The sequence below is a fragment of the Anaerobacillus sp. ABA4_114 genome, assembly GCF_056159065.1.
Genome location: NZ_JBSWUM010000001.1, coordinates 1,762,002 through 1,777,135, shown reverse-complemented (window position 1 = coordinate 1,777,135; position 15,134 = coordinate 1,762,002). Strand labels below are relative to the sequence as shown.

Here is a 15,134-nt window from a genome sequence, read left to right as displayed (position 1 = left end):
GATTACACTCCTATCGGGATTTCACTTCTAGTTACGATCACATTATCGATCAGTCTTGCTGCAGAAAACTGAACAGCTACAGCTACGATGATATCTTCATCGATCGCTTCGATCGGCTTTAAACCTGGATAAGAAAGCACTTCTACATAATCGATCTCTCCAACGGTCTGTTGAAGCATCTCCTCAACTAATCGTTTGATTTTACTTGCGCTAGTTTCACCATTCCTGATCGATTCTTTTGCTCTTACTAAACTATTTGAGAGCTCGGATGCATCCGTTCGCTCTGATGGTGTTAAATAGACGTTCCGTGAACTTTTTGCAAGACCATCCACTTCTCTTACGATGGGACAAGGGACGATTTCAACAGGTACATTGAAGTCTTCTACTAATCCTTTGATAACAGCGACTTGCTGTGCATCTTTTAATCCAAAATAAGCACGATCTGGTAAAACGATTTGGAATAACTTTAGTACGACTGTTGCTACACCATCAAAATGTCCAGGTCTTGATTCACCGCAGAGAGTATCAACTCGTTTATTCACAGTTAACGTTGTCGTCCGGTCCTCAGGGTACATCTCACGAACATGCGGATAAAATAATATGTCCACGCCAGCTTCTCTTGCTAGCTCTTCATCTCGTTTAATGTCCCTTGGATACCTGTCGAAGTCTTCGTTTGGTCCAAATTGAAGTGGATTAACAAATACGCTCATCACAACGATGTCATCCTCTTCTCTAGCTCTTTTAACTAAACTCGTGTGACCTTCATGAAGAAACCCCATCGTAGGGACAAACCCGATCGTATTGCCTAGCTTCATTTGTTTTTTCGCTTCTAGTTGCATGTCTTTTATTGAGGATATGATCTTCACGACTTCTCACCTCCATAAATCGCAGCGAGCTGTTCTTCCTTCATGTTAAATGAGTGCTTTTGTTCTGGAAATGATTGCTTTTTAACATCATCTATATAGGACGTGATCGAATTCGATACGGTCTCACCTATCTCGGCGTACTGTTTCACAAACTTAGGCACGTGCCCACTTCCGTAACCGACTAAATCATGGTATACGAGCACTTGACCGTCTGCTTGGACACCTGCTCCTATTCCTATCACCGGAATCGTAAGCTCTGTCTTCACGATTTCCGTTAATTGCTGTGGTACGCATTCAAGGACGAGTGCAAATGCACCAGCACGTTCGATCGCCTTTGCATCATCGAGCAGCTTGGCTGCTTCCTCGCTTCCTCGCGCTTGCACTTTATAACCACCTAATACGCCAACAGATTGCGGCGTTAGTCCAAGATGACCCATTACCGGTACTCCTGCCGTGGTTAGTTTCTCGATATGCGTGATAACATCTCCTGCGCCTTCGAGCTTTACGGCATGCGCTCCTGCTTCTTGCATCAATCTTCCTGCATGAGCTAACGTTTCACTAGGCGAACTATGGTACGTGAGAAACGGTAAATCGCTTACAATAAACGTATGACGGGCGCCTCTATTAACGGCCTTTGTATGGAGAACCATATCATCCATCGTTACAGGAACAGTAGAATCATAGCCAAGGACGACCATACCAACGGAGTCTCCTACTAATAAAAGGTCGATTCCAGCTTCCTCTGCAAGTTTTGCTGAAGGATAATCATACGCAGTTAACATGGCGATTGGGTCATTGTTTTGCTTCATCTTTTTGAAATCACTCGTTGTTTTCAATTCTTTCTCCTCCTTTTCTAGAGGAAACTAAAACCGTACAAAAAAACTCCTGGAAGAGGTTAACGGTTGACAGGGGTACCCTAATCGGCCTGAGAATGCACACAGGCATACCGCAACACTCCAACATCCAGGAGGTTACATATCGGTTTCATCCCTCTGTCCCAGTCCGCTACGGATCAAGGCAGAATATTTTTTGTTCACTCATAAAACGGTGCGGTTCTTAAAGAAGATACCGCCCTTACACCTGTAGTATAGCAGATTATCTTACGTTTGTGGAAAGGAATCAGCAGATTTCAATATCAGCTGAATAGATGTGGTGCGTCTTGCCGTCACTCGATTCTAACAACAAAACGCCTTCTTCTGTAATCCCTTTCGCTAATCCTTCGATAACCCCGTTTAACGTTCTTGCTTTGATTTTTCTTCCAAGACTGATCGCATAGCTTTCCCATAAAAGCTTGATCATACGGAAGCCATTTTCCATATACTCGGTATAAAGTACTTCAAGCTCATTCAAAATCGCTGCGAGTAGTGCTGCACGATTAACATCGTCACCGCTTTCGATTTTCAACGAAGTTGCTGTTGTCAAATCTGTTGGAAAATCTGTTTCATCTGCATTTACATTGATTCCCATTCCAATGATCACCGACTTGATTTGATCCGCTTCTGCCTGGAGTTCTGTTAGAATACCAACGATTTTCTTGCCATTTATCAAAATATCGTTCGGCCACTTTATTTCAGCTTCCAAGCCGGTTTGTTTCTTGATTGCTTGAACAACACTTACCGCAGCGATCAAAGTAAATTGAGGTGCGCGCTGAGGCGGTAACTTCGGTCGCAAGATGATGCTTGTCCAAATGCCACTGCCTTTTGGGGAATGCCATGATCTTCCTAATCTTCCTTTGCCTTTTGTTTGCTCGTCAGCAACGACGATCGCTCCATCTTGTATCCCGCTATGTGCTAAGTTATGGGCAATAAACTGCGTCGTTTCAACAGAAGAATAGGCATGGATCTCTCTACCGATAAAGTCGGTAGAGAGTTTCAGGCTGATTTCTTCCTTAGAGAGCGAATTCGGACGCGTTACGATACGATATCCTTTCTTTTGAACAGCTTCAACTTCATACCCATTCTTTCTTAGTTCAGCAACATGTTTCCATATCGCCGTTCGTGAAACGTTTAACGAATCACTGATCATCTGTCCTGATACATATGTGTCGGTATGGTCTTCAAGCATTTGCAACAATCGCTGTCTTATTGAGTCTGCCAATATTCAAGCCACCTTTTAATGCTAGTTTTCTCATTCTTAATTTCTTCTTTAAGTACCCCTTGCTCAATTCGTTCAAGGGTTTCTCCTACCCATGGACCTGGTTTTTGTCCGGTCCATGATAAAAGATCTTCGCCTGTTACCGCTAGCTCATTAGAAGAAGTGATAGGAAGATCTAATGCGATCTGATCGATGTTTTCATATGTAGGAACACGATTTTGCACACAAGCTAAGACACGTTCACTTTCTTTCTCGTATGGAATGGCAAAATATACGGTCTCGCGATTCCATCCTTCGATCTTCACTTTCTCTATGGTACTAAGAATTTTATTAACCTTCTTTAGAACGTCGTTCGAGTGCCGCCACCCTTTCAAAAACGTAGTTGGATCATCATGATCATTTGCAAGCCATGCGAGTCTTTCTTCTTTAGACTCTAAAATACTTACATCCATTCCTTTTTCTAAGTACGCTTTCCGATCTGCCAATCCCGGCAAAAAAGCGTATACTCCGGTATCTACGATTAATTTTAGGGCTTTGACGACTGCAGGTCCCGCGAGAAGCTTGTTGAATTCTACTGTCATTCTTTCGACCGCGATATGTGATAACAAAGGAGCACTCTTCTTAATAGCCTCTAAGGTTTCTTCTTCAAAGCGAAATGAGAACACGCTCAAGAATCGTAATGCTCTTAACATTCTCAAAGGATCTTCTGAAAACCGCTCATCTGGATCACCTACTGTACGAATCACTCCGCGTTTTAAGTCTTCTCTTCCACCGAACGGATCCACAACTTCACCATTTTCTCCAATCGCCATACTGTTCATCGTGAAGTCTCTTCTCGCGAGGTCTTCATCAATACGATTCAAAAAAGTGATTTCGGAAGGATGACGGAAATCATTGTAGTTATCCTCTGAACGGAACGTTGTTACTTCGAAGGGTTCATCTTCAAAGATGACTGTTACCGTTCCATGTTGAACGCCAGTTGGAATGACTTTTTCAAAAAGCTTCATCACCTCATTTGGATGAGCAGAAGAAGCAAGATCGAAATCTGAAACAGGTAAACCTAATATAAGGTCTCGGACTGCTCCTCCTACGATATATGCGTCATGTCCTGCGTTCTTCAATGTCCTCATCACTTTAAGAGACTTCTTAGCAGTCTCACCCTCGAATTGGATCAAACTAGCTCCTCCTGAATGGTTTTATAGTAAAGCGATTCGTATTGCTCTAAGATTAACTCCGATGCAAATTTTCTTTGAACGGCTTTAAGAGACGCTTCACTAAACTTTTGATGTAGTTCACGATCTGATAGTAGTCGGAGAGCATAGGATGCGATTTCGTCTATATTCCCTACCTCAGCAATGTATCCATTTACTTCATGATCAATGACTTCAGGGATTCCCCCTATGTTTGTTCCGATTGCAGGAACTCCACAAGCCATCGCTTCTAAAGCAACTAAGCCGAAGCTTTCTTTCTCAGACAGGAGTAATTTTAAATCACTGATCGACAGGATTTCAGCAACGTTTTCCTGCTTCCCAAGAAATTTCACTTTATCATTCAATCCAAGTTCACTTACTAGGCGACAGGCAACTTGTATTTCAGGACCATCGCCTATCAGCAGAAGTTTAGCTGGTAACTGCTTTTGAACACGATCGAAAACTTTTATGACGTCTGGTACTCGCTTCACACCTCTAAAGTTCGAAATGTGAACGATAACTTTCTCTTCCTCTTTAATACCATACCCTTTTCGTAAATCTTCACGTCGCTTAGGATAGTAAACTCTTTCATCAACAAAGTTATAAACGGTTTCAATCGGTTTACTTGTCTCGAGCAGTTCTTGCGTTTGTCTAACTAGATCATCAGAAACCGCCGTAACACTATCCGATTTCTCGATTCCAAAGCGAATTAGCTGTGTAAGAGAAGGATCGTAGCCAAGCACTGTTATGTCTGTTCCGTGAAGAGTTGTCACGATCTTGACATCGCCTCCAACCATTTCTTTCGCAAGAAACGCACATACCGCATGTGGAACAGCATAATGAACGTGGAGGAGGTCCAGGTTCTCACGTTGGATGACTTCTGCCATTTTACTTGCTAATGTCAGGTCATAAGGTGGGTAACGGAATACGGCGTATTGATTAACTTCTACCTCATGAAAGAATATGTTTGGATGAAATGTATCGAGCCTAAACGGGACGCTGCTCGTAATAAAATGTACCTCGTGCCCCTTTTCAGCTAGCATTTTTCCGAGCTCAGTCGCGATTACTCCCGAACCACCAACCGTCGGATAACATGTGATGCCGATTTTTAACTTCATTCTCTTTCTCCTATTCTAACGGTATCTCTTTCATACTGAGCATGTTCTTTGAAATAAATCCTTCTGCGTAATCAACACCTGACTCTTTTCCATAAAGGTATTCACGGTGAATGACTTTTTGAACATACCCGTTTGTTAATGGTGTTGCTACACTATCTTCCCCTAGTACAAATTGACTTTCATAAGCTTCTAACGCTTTTTTCTTCGCATCAATCTGTTCGGAAACATCAATTGTGAACTGCGGTTTATGAAAACCATTTATAAAATAATAGTAAATGCGCTTTACTTTGTGTGCACTCCCAAGCTCAGGTTTGTACTTCCGTATCCCCGCTGAAAAGACGGCTTCTTCGACCAGTGTTGCCGCATGCCCATGGTCAGGATGACGATCATCAAAGTATGGGATAAAAACCGCAGATGGCTTAACCGCTCGGATAAGATCAACGCACTTTTCCAAAGAACCTTCGTTAACACTAAGTCCCCGGTCAGGTAGACCGAGGTTATAGCGATTTGAAACTTTAAGAATGTCTGCTGCTGCTTTAGCTTCTACCTTTCTTTGCGATACTGTGCCATTCGATGATAGTTCTGCTTCAGTTAAATCACAAATACCAGTTCGCTTACCTTCCAGAGCAAGCTTCTTTAATGTACCAGCCATACCGATTTCTACATCATCTGCATGTGCTCCAAATGCTAATACATCAAGTTTCTGTGTTTCTTCCATGTACAATTTCTCTCCAATCTAGTTCTCCTCGACCCAATGCGTGTACAAGGATTTCAGCGCTTCCCATGTTTGTTGCGAGCGGGATGTTATACACATCACACAATCTGATCAAAGCTGTAACATCTGGCTCGTGAGGCTGCGCTGTCAATGGATCACGGAAGAAGATGATGGCATCCATCGCGTTGTCAGCAATCATCGCACCGATTTGTTGATCGCCACCTAAAGGACCAGACTGAAAGCGATGAATCGTCAACCCTGTTTCATCGATAATGCGTTTTCCGGTCGTTCCAGTTGCATAAAGCGTGTGAGGCTCTAATATTTGTTTATATGCTAAAGCAAATCGAACGAGGTCATCTTTCTTTTTATCGTGAGCAATCAAGGCGATATTCATGACACCATCCCCTATTCCATTATATTCTCAAGTCCATAAACCAACTGATCGATCTTTAAGACGGTTTCAACGGCAAGCTGAACGCCAGGCATAAACGAACCTCTGTGCATTGAATCATGACGAATCTTTAGAGTTTGTCCCTCTCCGCCAAATAGCACTTCCTGATGAGCCACAAGACCTGGCAGCCTTACGCTATGAATTCTCATACCTTCGTAATCGGCACCTCTAGCCCCTTGGAGTTCTTCGCTTTCATCTTCATGCCCCTGAACTTTAGGTTCACGAACCTCAGAAATCATCTTCGCAGTTTTAACTGCTGTTCCGGATGGCGCATCGAGCTTTCGATCATGATGTTGCTCAATAATCTCAACATCAGGAAAATATTTTGCTGCCATCGAAGCAAACTTCATCATTAATACTGCACCGATCGCAAAGTTAGGAGCGATGATCGCGCCGATCCCTTTCTGCTCTGCTAACTCCGATAGTCTTTCAACATCTTCGTTCGAAAATCCGGTCGTACCTACTACAGGTCTTACATTATGTTGAAACGCGATCTCCATATGCTTTTTTCCGTACTCTGGCGTCGTTAAATCGATTAACACATCACACTCAACCTCAGATAGACACACGTCAAGATCGGTGTATACCGGGGAGTCTAACGACGGAAGATCCGGAATGTCTTTAACAGTCTCTCCAGATTGTCTTGAATCCACTACAGCTGATAACGAAAAGTGGTCTGTACGAGCCACAAGCTTAACTGCTTCGCTCCCCATCTTTCCTCTTGGTCCTGCAATAACGATCTTTACCGTATCCATATTATGATTCACTCTCCTCTTCTTTCTTCGTCCAACGGTCTTTATCTCTTGTATTAAACTTTGTCATCACTCGATCGAACGCTTCATCTAAATCGATATCAAGTGAATTTGCAAAGCATGTTAACACAAACAGAAGGTCACCCATTTCTTCTTCCATCGACCTTTGTGTTTCTTCACTTTTCTTTGGCTTCTCACCATAATAATGGTTAACTTCTCTAGCAAGCTCACCTAGTTCTTCCGTCATTCTTGCTAACATCGAAAGGGGGCTGAAATACCCTTCCTTGAATTGACCTATGTATTGATCCACTTCTTCTTGCATATCTTTAATCGTCTTTTCAGACACGAGTGCTCCCACCTTTCTCATCTGCTACTATGTTAGCTAAAAGACATGTGTTTGACAAATATTTAACCATCGCACCGCTCTGTAGAAAGTATACCAAAATCAAATTGCTGTTCGCTCAATATTTGATTATAATGAATGCTGTTGGCTGTATAGGACGGAAAGGATGTATGCATATGGAAGGAATTCGCATGAAGAATGTGATCTTCATTTTATTAGGTTCTGCAATTTTTGCTTTTGGACTCGTTCATTTTAATATGGAGAACAACTTAGCTGAAGGTGGTTTTACAGGTATAACCCTTCTACTCTATTTTCTCTTTGATATCGATCCAGCCATTTCAAACCTAGTATTAAACATACCGTTATTCTTTATTGGATGGCGTTTACTTGGCAGGAAATCATTTATCTATACTTTACTAGGAACTGTAGCGCTCTCGGTATTTTTATGGATATTTCAACGTTATTCAGCTCTTTCGATTCCTTTAAGAGACGACATGACGCTCGCTGCACTTTTCGCAGGTGTATTTATCGGTTTAGGTTTAGGTATTATCTTTAGATATGGAGGGACAACTGGGGGCGTAGACATCATCGCAAGACTTGGTTTTAAATATGCGGGCTGGAGCATGGGCAGGACGATGTTCGTATTTGATTTTTGTGTGATCGCGATTTCCCTCGTCTACTTAAACTACAAAGAAGCAATGTATACACTCGTCGCAGTATTTATAGCAGCACGTGTGATCGACTTTATCCAACAAGGCGCTTATTCCGCAAAAGCTGCCATGATCATATCGGAAAATAACAAAGAGATTGCTGATACCATCATGAAAGAGATGGATCGCGGCGCTACCGTCTTAAACGGAAAAGGAAGTTTTTCGGGGCTGCAGAAAGAAGTGCTCTATTGCGTAGTAGCAAGAAACGAACTTTCTAGACTGAAGAGCATCATTCGCCAGGTCGACCCGCACGCTTTCGTTGCTGTTAATGATGTGCACGATGTGCTTGGTGAAGGATTTACATTAGACGAAAACAAAAATCCAATTGAAGATTAATTGAAATAAACCTCGCATAAAGGGCGGGGTTTTTGTAATTTCGAAACAGTCTTAAAGACTCGAATATGGTAGTGATTTTGAGTGTAACGGATTGAATACCTCTTCCTTTGTCCAACTCCAACGGACGTTCGTCCACACGAAATCAAGTAGGATTCAGACTCCTATGACAAATCGAACAAATTAATCAGATTTCTTTATAAATTAAAAACCTCGCCAACAATGGCGAGGTTTATTTATTAATCTTCGTTCATGCCGAGAAAGATGAACACGAAGCGTACAAGTTCAAGTAGTGCAACGACAGCAGCTGCTACATACGTGAGGGCTGCGGCATTCAATACTTTCTTCGTTTCACGTTCTTCGTCATTTCGGATGACTCCTGATGAAACAACTTGTTCCATCGCACGACTAGAAGCGTTAAACTCAACCGGCAGCGTGACTAATTGGAATAGAACGGCAGCACTCATGAAGATGATACCAAGCAAGATAAAGTTTGATGAAGACATCAAAATACCTGCTAGGATAACGAAATAACTGAAGTTAGAACCTAGGTTAGCTACAGGCACCAATGAATGTCTGAAGCGTAATGGAGCATAATCCTCTTGGTCCTGAATAGCGTGTCCTACTTCGTGAGCTGCAATTGCTGCTCCAGCTACAGAATGTCCGTGGAAATTACCTGATGACAATCTTACCGTTTTAGAACGCGGGTCATAATGATCTGATAAATGACCGCGAACTTCTTCTACTCCTACTGAGTATAAACCATTTTCATCAAGAATTTTTCGAGCAACTTCAGCACCCGTCATTCCAGATGAGTTAGGAACTTTTGAATATTTTTTGTATGCGCTCTTCACACGACTCTGAGCCCAAAGTGGGATGATTAGAAGAAGAGCAAAATAAATTAGAATACTAGCCATTTCCATTCCTCCATAGTAGTATATCTCTATCTATCTTAACGTCAATTTTAGTCAAATAACTAGTAAAAGTCAATCATTTTACTGTCATACCAAGGTTTAATCTTTCTCAAATTGTTTATATTTCTTCACATCCGTCTTTTCTCCACGGTACTTTCGGTAAAGAACGTATAGCAACGTAACCGTTATTATCCCACCTATAGAAATTATCATCCACACGATCGATGACTCGTTTTTCTCAACATGACCTTCATAAACTTCTTTGAAGTCTGACTTCATCGTTTCAAGCTGTTTAGACAGGTCTTTTTTATGAGAAGATCCGTAATTTTCAAAGAATGCAATATGTGAGTCGAGTCTTTGCTGCATTTCTGTCGAGAGATCGATGCCAAGTGCTGGTCGAATCACGCTATAAGATCCTAAAAACTGCTGGAGATCTCTTTCATAAACCTTATAATCCCTATGCGCTACGGCTGCTTTCATTTCATCAATCAAGCCGAGCATCTTATCGTCCGTTTGACGCCAAATAGGCTGTTCTTCTGTAACAAGTGCATCTACAGCGAGACGAAATTCTGTAAGTGCCTTCATCCGTTGTTCCGTTTCCTGATCGGCGGCTGTGACTGAATGTAGAGCTCTATTGTGAGTGTTCAAGACAATGCGCATCTCAGTGATCGTCAATTCTGTATTCTCTTCGCCTGGAAACACTTCTTCAAACTTCTCGAGCATTGCTTTTGCCCTTTCAAACTCTTCTTGCTTACCAAACTCTAGAACTTTCGATGCGAAATCATCCCATGCTTGTCTCGTATCCGATTCAGCTGCAAAAGCGTTAATAGGAAGAATGAAAAGCAATAAAAGCAGGAGTAATCCTCTAACCATACCTGTCCCTCCTTCATCCTAATTCAATGTATGATAAAAGGGACAAGAGTAGACCATTAACTCTAGCGAAGATCTAACTTGAATCGTGAATTCCGAATCGTTAACAAGTAAACAAGGAGAATAGAAGCTAACGATAGCCAAAACGTAAAATAACCGATTTGAGATGTGTATTCATGAAGCATCGAATACCTAGGCATCTGCCCAAACACGTAATCGATCACATCATTATGTAGCGTCCAAATCGCAACGACGATCAAATGCCAGCTTTTTATTCTATAGAAAGGAGAGTAAAGCAGCCCTTCGACCGCCATCCCAAAATGGGAGATGATCAGCATGATTGCAATCGGAGATAGAACGCCCGTCACTTGCATCACCATCACGTTCATAACGACGGCCCATATTCCATATTTGAAAAGCGTTACAGCAGCTAACGCCTCAAGTAAAGGCCAATTTTTGCCGAGTAAAAATGCGATCAATACAAAACAAAAAAACAAGCTAGCTGTTGGACTATCCGGTACAAATAACAAGAAGATAGGTTCAGTATCTTCAAGCTGCCAGCCATACCAGTAATACCCGTAAGCTGTGCCTAATACATTGATGATCAACATGCTCCAAAGGAACGGTTTCGACCTAAGTATATAGAAAAGTTCGTATATCATCTGACTTCTCCTCTAAATGATTGAAAAAAAGCTGACCGTTACAGTCAGCTTTTTTCTAATTATTTATTCGCTTCAACAGTTTCAACGATAAAGGTAGCTAATTTATCAAGCTCTTCATCAGAACCTTTAAATGCGTTAGCTGGCATTCCGCCAATTCCATTTACAGCGATGTCTTTAATTTGTTCTTCTTTCAAACCGGTCTCAAGAAGTGATGGACCTGAGCCACCTTGTAAGCTGTCACCGTGACATCCGATACAGCTTTGAGAAGAATAAATCTGATAACCTTCTGACTCTTTGTCTACAGTTGCCTCAACAATTTCACCTTGCTTAGCTTGTTTTTCCCAGTCATGAGTAACAACAGATTCCCAAGTTAAGTAAACAGTCGAGATAAGACCAAGCAACATAAGAGCAGTGGCTACAGGACGCTTCGCAGGGCGTCTCTCAGGACCACGGTCTAGCCAAGGCGCTAACAATAGAGCACCGAAAGCAAGACCTGGCATGATGATCGTACCTACAAGCGTATAATCTCCTGCCGCATATTTATACTTCAAGAGCTGATACAAGAATAAGAAATACCAGTCTGGAAGTGGTGTATAAGTTGCATCCGTTGGATCCGCTACACGTTCGAGCGGAGACGGATGAGCAATCGTTAGTGCTAGGTAACCGATAAGGAATACAGCACCAACCATCCATTCTTTTAATAGAAAGTTCGGCCAAAACGCTTCTGTTTTGCCGGGGTACTCTGAATAATCTTTTGGAATGTTAGGCTTTCTCTGCGCAGGGATACGCGAGTCGCCCACAAACTTCATTCCTTTTCCGCGATGCATCTGTCCCCCTCCTTCGTAAAAAAATTATATGGTATTTACAAGTCGATCAGCCGTATCTTACAACGGTCCAGAAATACCCTGCTTTCGAATCATGATAAAGTGGGCACCAAGCAATCCAAGCAGCGCTGCTGGAAGGAAGAACACATGAATCGCAAAGAAACGAGCAAGTGTTTGAGCCCCGATGATTTCTCCCCCTGCGAGTAGCGTTTTCGCCCACTCACCGACTACTGGGATTGTAACTGCAATTTCCAGACCAACTTTTGTTGCGAAAAGTGCTTTCATATCCCAAGGAAGAAGGTATCCTGTAAATCCTAGACCAAGCATTACGAAGAAAATTAGTACACCGACAACCCAGTTAAGTTCACGAGGCTTCTTATATGAACCTGTAAAGAACACTCGTAGGGTATGTAGAAACATCATAACGATAACTAAACTAGCTCCCCAGTGGTGCATTCCTCGAACAATTTGTCCAAATGCTACTTCGTTCTGAAGGTAGTATACGGACTCCCAGGCGTTCACAATGTCCGGTACATAATACATTGTAAGGAACATCCCAGATAAAATTTGGATTACTGTAATAAAAAACGTTAATCCTCCAAAGCAATAAACAAACGCTGAAAAGTGGTGAGCAGGGTTAACGTGCTCAGGCACTTCGTGATCCGCAATATCGCGCCACATAGGCGTAATATCTAAGCGTTCATCTACCCAATCATAGATCTTGTTTAACATAGATTACGCCCCCTAACGTGGTTCAGGTTTTCCGAGGTAAAGTTTTCCATCTTCGACTTTCTTGTTGTAAACATCAAGTGGTGCAAGAGGCGGTGTGCCCGGAACGTTCACGCCGTCTTTCGTGTAACGACCTGCATGGCATGGGCAGAAAAACTGATCAGGATATGCAGGATTTGAAGCCCAGTCAACAGTACATCCAAGGTGTTTACATACAGGTGAAAGAGCGACTATTTCATCTTTTTCATCTTTGTAAACCCAAGCGGATTGCGTTACTTCTGATTCGTACCAACCATCAACCTGGTCGATCTTGAATTCTTTACGTACTGGCTCACTTGTAATCTCACTTGTTTCCATAACAGGAACGAAGTCCTGCGTCGATTTTTCCTTTAACAATGGGTCGATCGCAAATCGAACCATCGGCATAAGCATTCCAGCTGCCATAAAACCACCTACACCAGTCAGGCTGTAGTTTAGAAATTGGCGTCTTGTTACTTCCTTCTTCTTCGCCATTGGTTTCCCCCCTATCCTATGAAGTCAGTCCAGCCGGACGTATAATACACACATATAACTAGGACATTCCTATGATAGCGTAGTCACTCTTACGCTGTCAATATTCTGATTAGTCTTTAGCTTGCCTCAAATCAGCCTTTTATACTACTTTGCCACTTATTTGTTACAAATTGTAGTACTTGTTTGATTTGTGCTGAAACCGTTTCAACTTTATACTGCTCATCCATGTGTTCGAGTGGGATCGCAGGCATCCATAATAACCCGCTTGAGAGCTGATTTTCTGACTGCTTCCAATCAACGTCAGAAGTAAGGGTAATGATATGCTTCATCCCACCCTCCATCAGTTCAGCTTCTACTTGTTTCAGTCTAGCAGTACGAGATGCCTCATCTTCTGTCTGGAGGTACGTGAATGCAGGAACAAGCAAAAGGCGCCCTTTCAACTGCCTTTCGAGCTCATTTGCGATAATAGAAATATACTCTCCCATCGAAACGGTGCTCTTTACGTTTGATGTAAGAGAAATTGGGATCAAAGGTATAACAGCAGTATCCACGTATTCTTTTTCTTTTACATAAACCCCTATATCCGATTCAGTCCATTTCATGTTCTCGTCTCCCTTCCTTGTCCAATTAAATGCCATAATGTTTTTTCGAATTTTTTGTTTAAAAGATGATCATGTTCTAAAGGTAAGTCGATCCAGATTCTTCGATCTTCCTCACTCGCAATATTATTCACGATCGTCCACATTGCTTTGCTATTAAGAAGCGTAGGGTTAAATAGCTTCAAGTGAAGATATGAATCACCTTTTTCTTCCCTTGAGAGAAAAAAGTCCCCAGCTTCACTACTATACAACTCTATTTTCTCAATGTATACATCACTTAAAACTGGAATGTAGGGAAGTGGATAGTAAATTTCATATGGAAAGAAAGAAAAACGACTGTCTTGAAAACTGTTAGAGAGTGCACTTCTTTTAGTAATAGGGTCTTGAAATTTATTGAAGCTTATTGAATCGACCTCTCCTCTGATCACTCCCGCTCTTATACGCGCTGAAACAACAGTCGAAGTCAACATCATATTCAGTTTCTTTGAGAGCTGATTAGCAGGGAGATTGCTTTTCTCCGTTGCATAGCCGATCCATTTGATCGATGAAGATGAATAAGCACTTTCCATAAGCGTTTTCATAAGCGAGGATGCGATTCCCCTCCCTCTGAAATCAACATCTGTACGTAACCTGCCGAGAATGCCAATCTCATTCTCAAATGTTGTCAGCCCTGCTATCCCTACTAAACGGTCGTCTTCAAAGTATCCTACCAATGAGTCGTTTTCTACAAGTCTTGGAAAAATGCGAACGATATAATCATCTTGTATATTCGTCTTCATTCCCTTTAGTTGACCATAATCTGAATATGTTAAGTATCTGATCACCTTTGAACCTCCACATTTTCACCATGTAAACCTTTTAAAAGTATAAAAAAACCCTTGAAAAGTTTCAAGGGTTAAAGGTTATTCAACTGTTTGCTTAAATACTGAAAACGATCCATGTCTTTTTGATCAAGAGCATCGTCTATCTCTTTTAAAATCGACTCACGCTTAAATCGTGTAAACGATTCGTCCAGTACCATCTCAGCAAGGAAGGAATACTTCTTATCTGCTGCCATATTTTCCGGCAGAAAAGGATTTTCTTCTAGCACTGCTACATAGTGTGGAGACACATTCTTACTTTTGAAGTTAAGCTGAATATAAATAGGCTCGTCCTGATTCAACCTAATATCGTGAAACGACTTCTCAGGATCCGTTGTGATGATATTGTGCTTGTAAAATCTGAAAGGAGCGTTTTCCACACAGTGCGTAGAAATAACGAGAGCCTTCGGGCAAAATTCTGCATTCTCTACAAAATGAACATTTCCCATAAGCACTTCGTCGCTGATTAGATAATTCAAAAGCCAGACACATTCACGCTTCTTCACCTGATAATTTTTCAGGAACCATTTAAGAAAGTCCTTTTTTTCAACGACTGAAACGGAGCTGCTCATAGCGATTCCTCCCTGAGAT

The 15,134-nt window shown here is 41.8% G+C and carries 19 protein-coding genes; 1 reads left to right on the top strand and 18 read right to left on the bottom strand.

Annotation, left to right across the window (positions count from 1 at the left end; genetic code table 11):
- Positions 1-2: 2 nt before the first annotated feature.
- The 9 genes from panC to ACXAEY_RS08930 all read right to left on the bottom strand — a co-directional run bounded on the left by panC (position 3) and on the right by ACXAEY_RS08930 (position 7,532).
- Positions 3-866 carry a pantoate--beta-alanine ligase gene (gene panC / locus ACXAEY_RS08970; protein ID WP_474811438.1) on the bottom strand — a complete coding sequence of 288 codons (864 nt, stop codon included), beginning with the start codon at positions 864-866 and terminating at the stop codon, positions 3-5.
- Positions 863-1,702, bottom strand: a complete 840-nt coding sequence (gene panB, locus ACXAEY_RS08965) for a 3-methyl-2-oxobutanoate hydroxymethyltransferase (RefSeq protein WP_474811436.1) — start codon at positions 1,700-1,702, stop codon at positions 863-865. The genes panC and panB overlap by 4 nt, the downstream gene beginning before the upstream one ends.
- Positions 1,703-1,985: 283 nt before the next feature.
- Positions 1,986-2,963, bottom strand: coding sequence for a biotin--[acetyl-CoA-carboxylase] ligase (locus ACXAEY_RS08960; RefSeq protein WP_474811434.1), 978 nt, complete (start codon positions 2,961-2,963; stop codon positions 1,986-1,988).
- Complete coding sequence (locus tag ACXAEY_RS08955) at positions 2,948-4,135, bottom strand: CCA tRNA nucleotidyltransferase (RefSeq protein WP_474811432.1); 1,188 nt, start codon at positions 4,133-4,135, stop codon at positions 2,948-2,950. The genes ACXAEY_RS08960 and ACXAEY_RS08955 overlap by 16 nt, the downstream gene beginning before the upstream one ends.
- On the bottom strand, positions 4,132-5,268 hold the full coding sequence (gene bshA / locus ACXAEY_RS08950) for an N-acetyl-alpha-D-glucosaminyl L-malate synthase BshA (protein WP_270179030.1): 1,137 nt from the start codon (positions 5,266-5,268) through the stop codon (positions 4,132-4,134). The genes ACXAEY_RS08955 and bshA overlap by 4 nt, the downstream gene beginning before the upstream one ends.
- 10 nt (positions 5,269-5,278) lie before the next feature.
- Positions 5,279-5,986, bottom strand: a complete 708-nt coding sequence (bshB1, locus tag ACXAEY_RS08945; protein ID WP_270179031.1) for a bacillithiol biosynthesis deacetylase BshB1 — start codon at positions 5,984-5,986, stop codon at positions 5,279-5,281.
- The gene (mgsA, locus tag ACXAEY_RS08940) at positions 5,964-6,377 is read right to left on the bottom strand and encodes a methylglyoxal synthase (protein ID WP_270179032.1); all 414 of its coding nucleotides are present in this window, start codon (positions 6,375-6,377) and stop codon (positions 5,964-5,966) included. The genes bshB1 and mgsA overlap by 23 nt, the downstream gene beginning before the upstream one ends.
- Before the next feature lie 11 nt (positions 6,378-6,388).
- The gene (dapB, locus tag ACXAEY_RS08935; protein ID WP_270179033.1) at positions 6,389-7,189 is read right to left on the bottom strand and encodes a 4-hydroxy-tetrahydrodipicolinate reductase; all 801 of its coding nucleotides are present in this window, start codon (positions 7,187-7,189) and stop codon (positions 6,389-6,391) included.
- 1 nt (position 7,190) lies between these two features.
- Positions 7,191-7,532: a nucleotide pyrophosphohydrolase gene (locus tag ACXAEY_RS08930; protein ID WP_270179034.1), complete on the bottom strand. Its 342-nt coding sequence runs from the start codon at positions 7,530-7,532 to the stop codon at positions 7,191-7,193.
- 173 nt (positions 7,533-7,705) lie between these two features.
- Here ACXAEY_RS08930 and ACXAEY_RS08925 point away from each other — a divergent pair, with 173 nt between their 5' ends.
- The gene (locus ACXAEY_RS08925) at positions 7,706-8,575 is read left to right on the top strand and encodes a YitT family protein (protein WP_270179035.1); all 870 of its coding nucleotides are present in this window, start codon (positions 7,706-7,708) and stop codon (positions 8,573-8,575) included.
- Between the two features lie 236 nt (positions 8,576-8,811).
- On the opposite strand, the gene ACXAEY_RS08920 is transcribed toward ACXAEY_RS08925, so the two are convergent.
- The 9 genes from ACXAEY_RS08920 to ACXAEY_RS08880 all read right to left on the bottom strand — a co-directional run bounded on the left by ACXAEY_RS08920 (position 8,812) and on the right by ACXAEY_RS08880 (position 15,115).
- Positions 8,812-9,489 (bottom strand): zinc metallopeptidase, encoded by a 678-nt coding sequence (locus ACXAEY_RS08920; RefSeq protein WP_270179036.1) that lies wholly within the window; start codon positions 9,487-9,489, stop codon positions 8,812-8,814.
- A 96-nt stretch (positions 9,490-9,585) separates the two neighbouring features.
- Positions 9,586-10,359, bottom strand: coding sequence for a sporulation protein YpjB (locus ACXAEY_RS08915; protein WP_474811427.1), 774 nt, complete (start codon positions 10,357-10,359; stop codon positions 9,586-9,588).
- A 62-nt stretch (positions 10,360-10,421) separates the two neighbouring features.
- The gene (gene lhaT / locus ACXAEY_RS08910) at positions 10,422-11,018 is read right to left on the bottom strand and encodes a lipoprotein heptaprenylglyceryl N-acetyltransferase LhaT (RefSeq protein WP_442865064.1); all 597 of its coding nucleotides are present in this window, start codon (positions 11,016-11,018) and stop codon (positions 10,422-10,424) included.
- 59 nt (positions 11,019-11,077) lie between these two features.
- Complete coding sequence (locus ACXAEY_RS08905; protein WP_270179038.1) at positions 11,078-11,845, bottom strand: menaquinol-cytochrome c reductase cytochrome b/c subunit; 768 nt, start codon at positions 11,843-11,845, stop codon at positions 11,078-11,080.
- Positions 11,846-11,902: 57 nt separating this feature from the next.
- Entirely contained in the window at positions 11,903-12,574 is a 672-nt protein-coding gene (gene qcrB / locus ACXAEY_RS08900) for a menaquinol-cytochrome c reductase cytochrome b subunit (RefSeq protein WP_194221909.1), read from the bottom strand.
- A gap of 12 nt (positions 12,575-12,586) precedes the next feature.
- A complete protein-coding gene (locus tag ACXAEY_RS08895; protein ID WP_270179039.1) occupies positions 12,587-13,084 on the bottom strand; it encodes a Rieske (2Fe-2S) protein in 498 nt (165 codons plus the stop codon).
- Between the two features lie 131 nt (positions 13,085-13,215).
- A complete protein-coding gene (locus ACXAEY_RS08890; RefSeq protein WP_270179040.1) occupies positions 13,216-13,686 on the bottom strand; it encodes a YpiF family protein in 471 nt (156 codons plus the stop codon).
- Positions 13,683-14,507 carry a GNAT family N-acetyltransferase gene (locus ACXAEY_RS08885; RefSeq protein WP_474811423.1) on the bottom strand — a complete coding sequence of 275 codons (825 nt, stop codon included), beginning with the start codon at positions 14,505-14,507 and terminating at the stop codon, positions 13,683-13,685. Before ACXAEY_RS08885 ends, ACXAEY_RS08890 begins: the two co-directional genes overlap by 4 nt.
- Before the next feature lie 71 nt (positions 14,508-14,578).
- Complete coding sequence (locus ACXAEY_RS08880) at positions 14,579-15,115, bottom strand: ReoY family proteolytic degradation factor (protein WP_270179042.1); 537 nt, start codon at positions 15,113-15,115, stop codon at positions 14,579-14,581.
- Between the last annotated feature and the right edge of the window lie 19 nt (positions 15,116-15,134).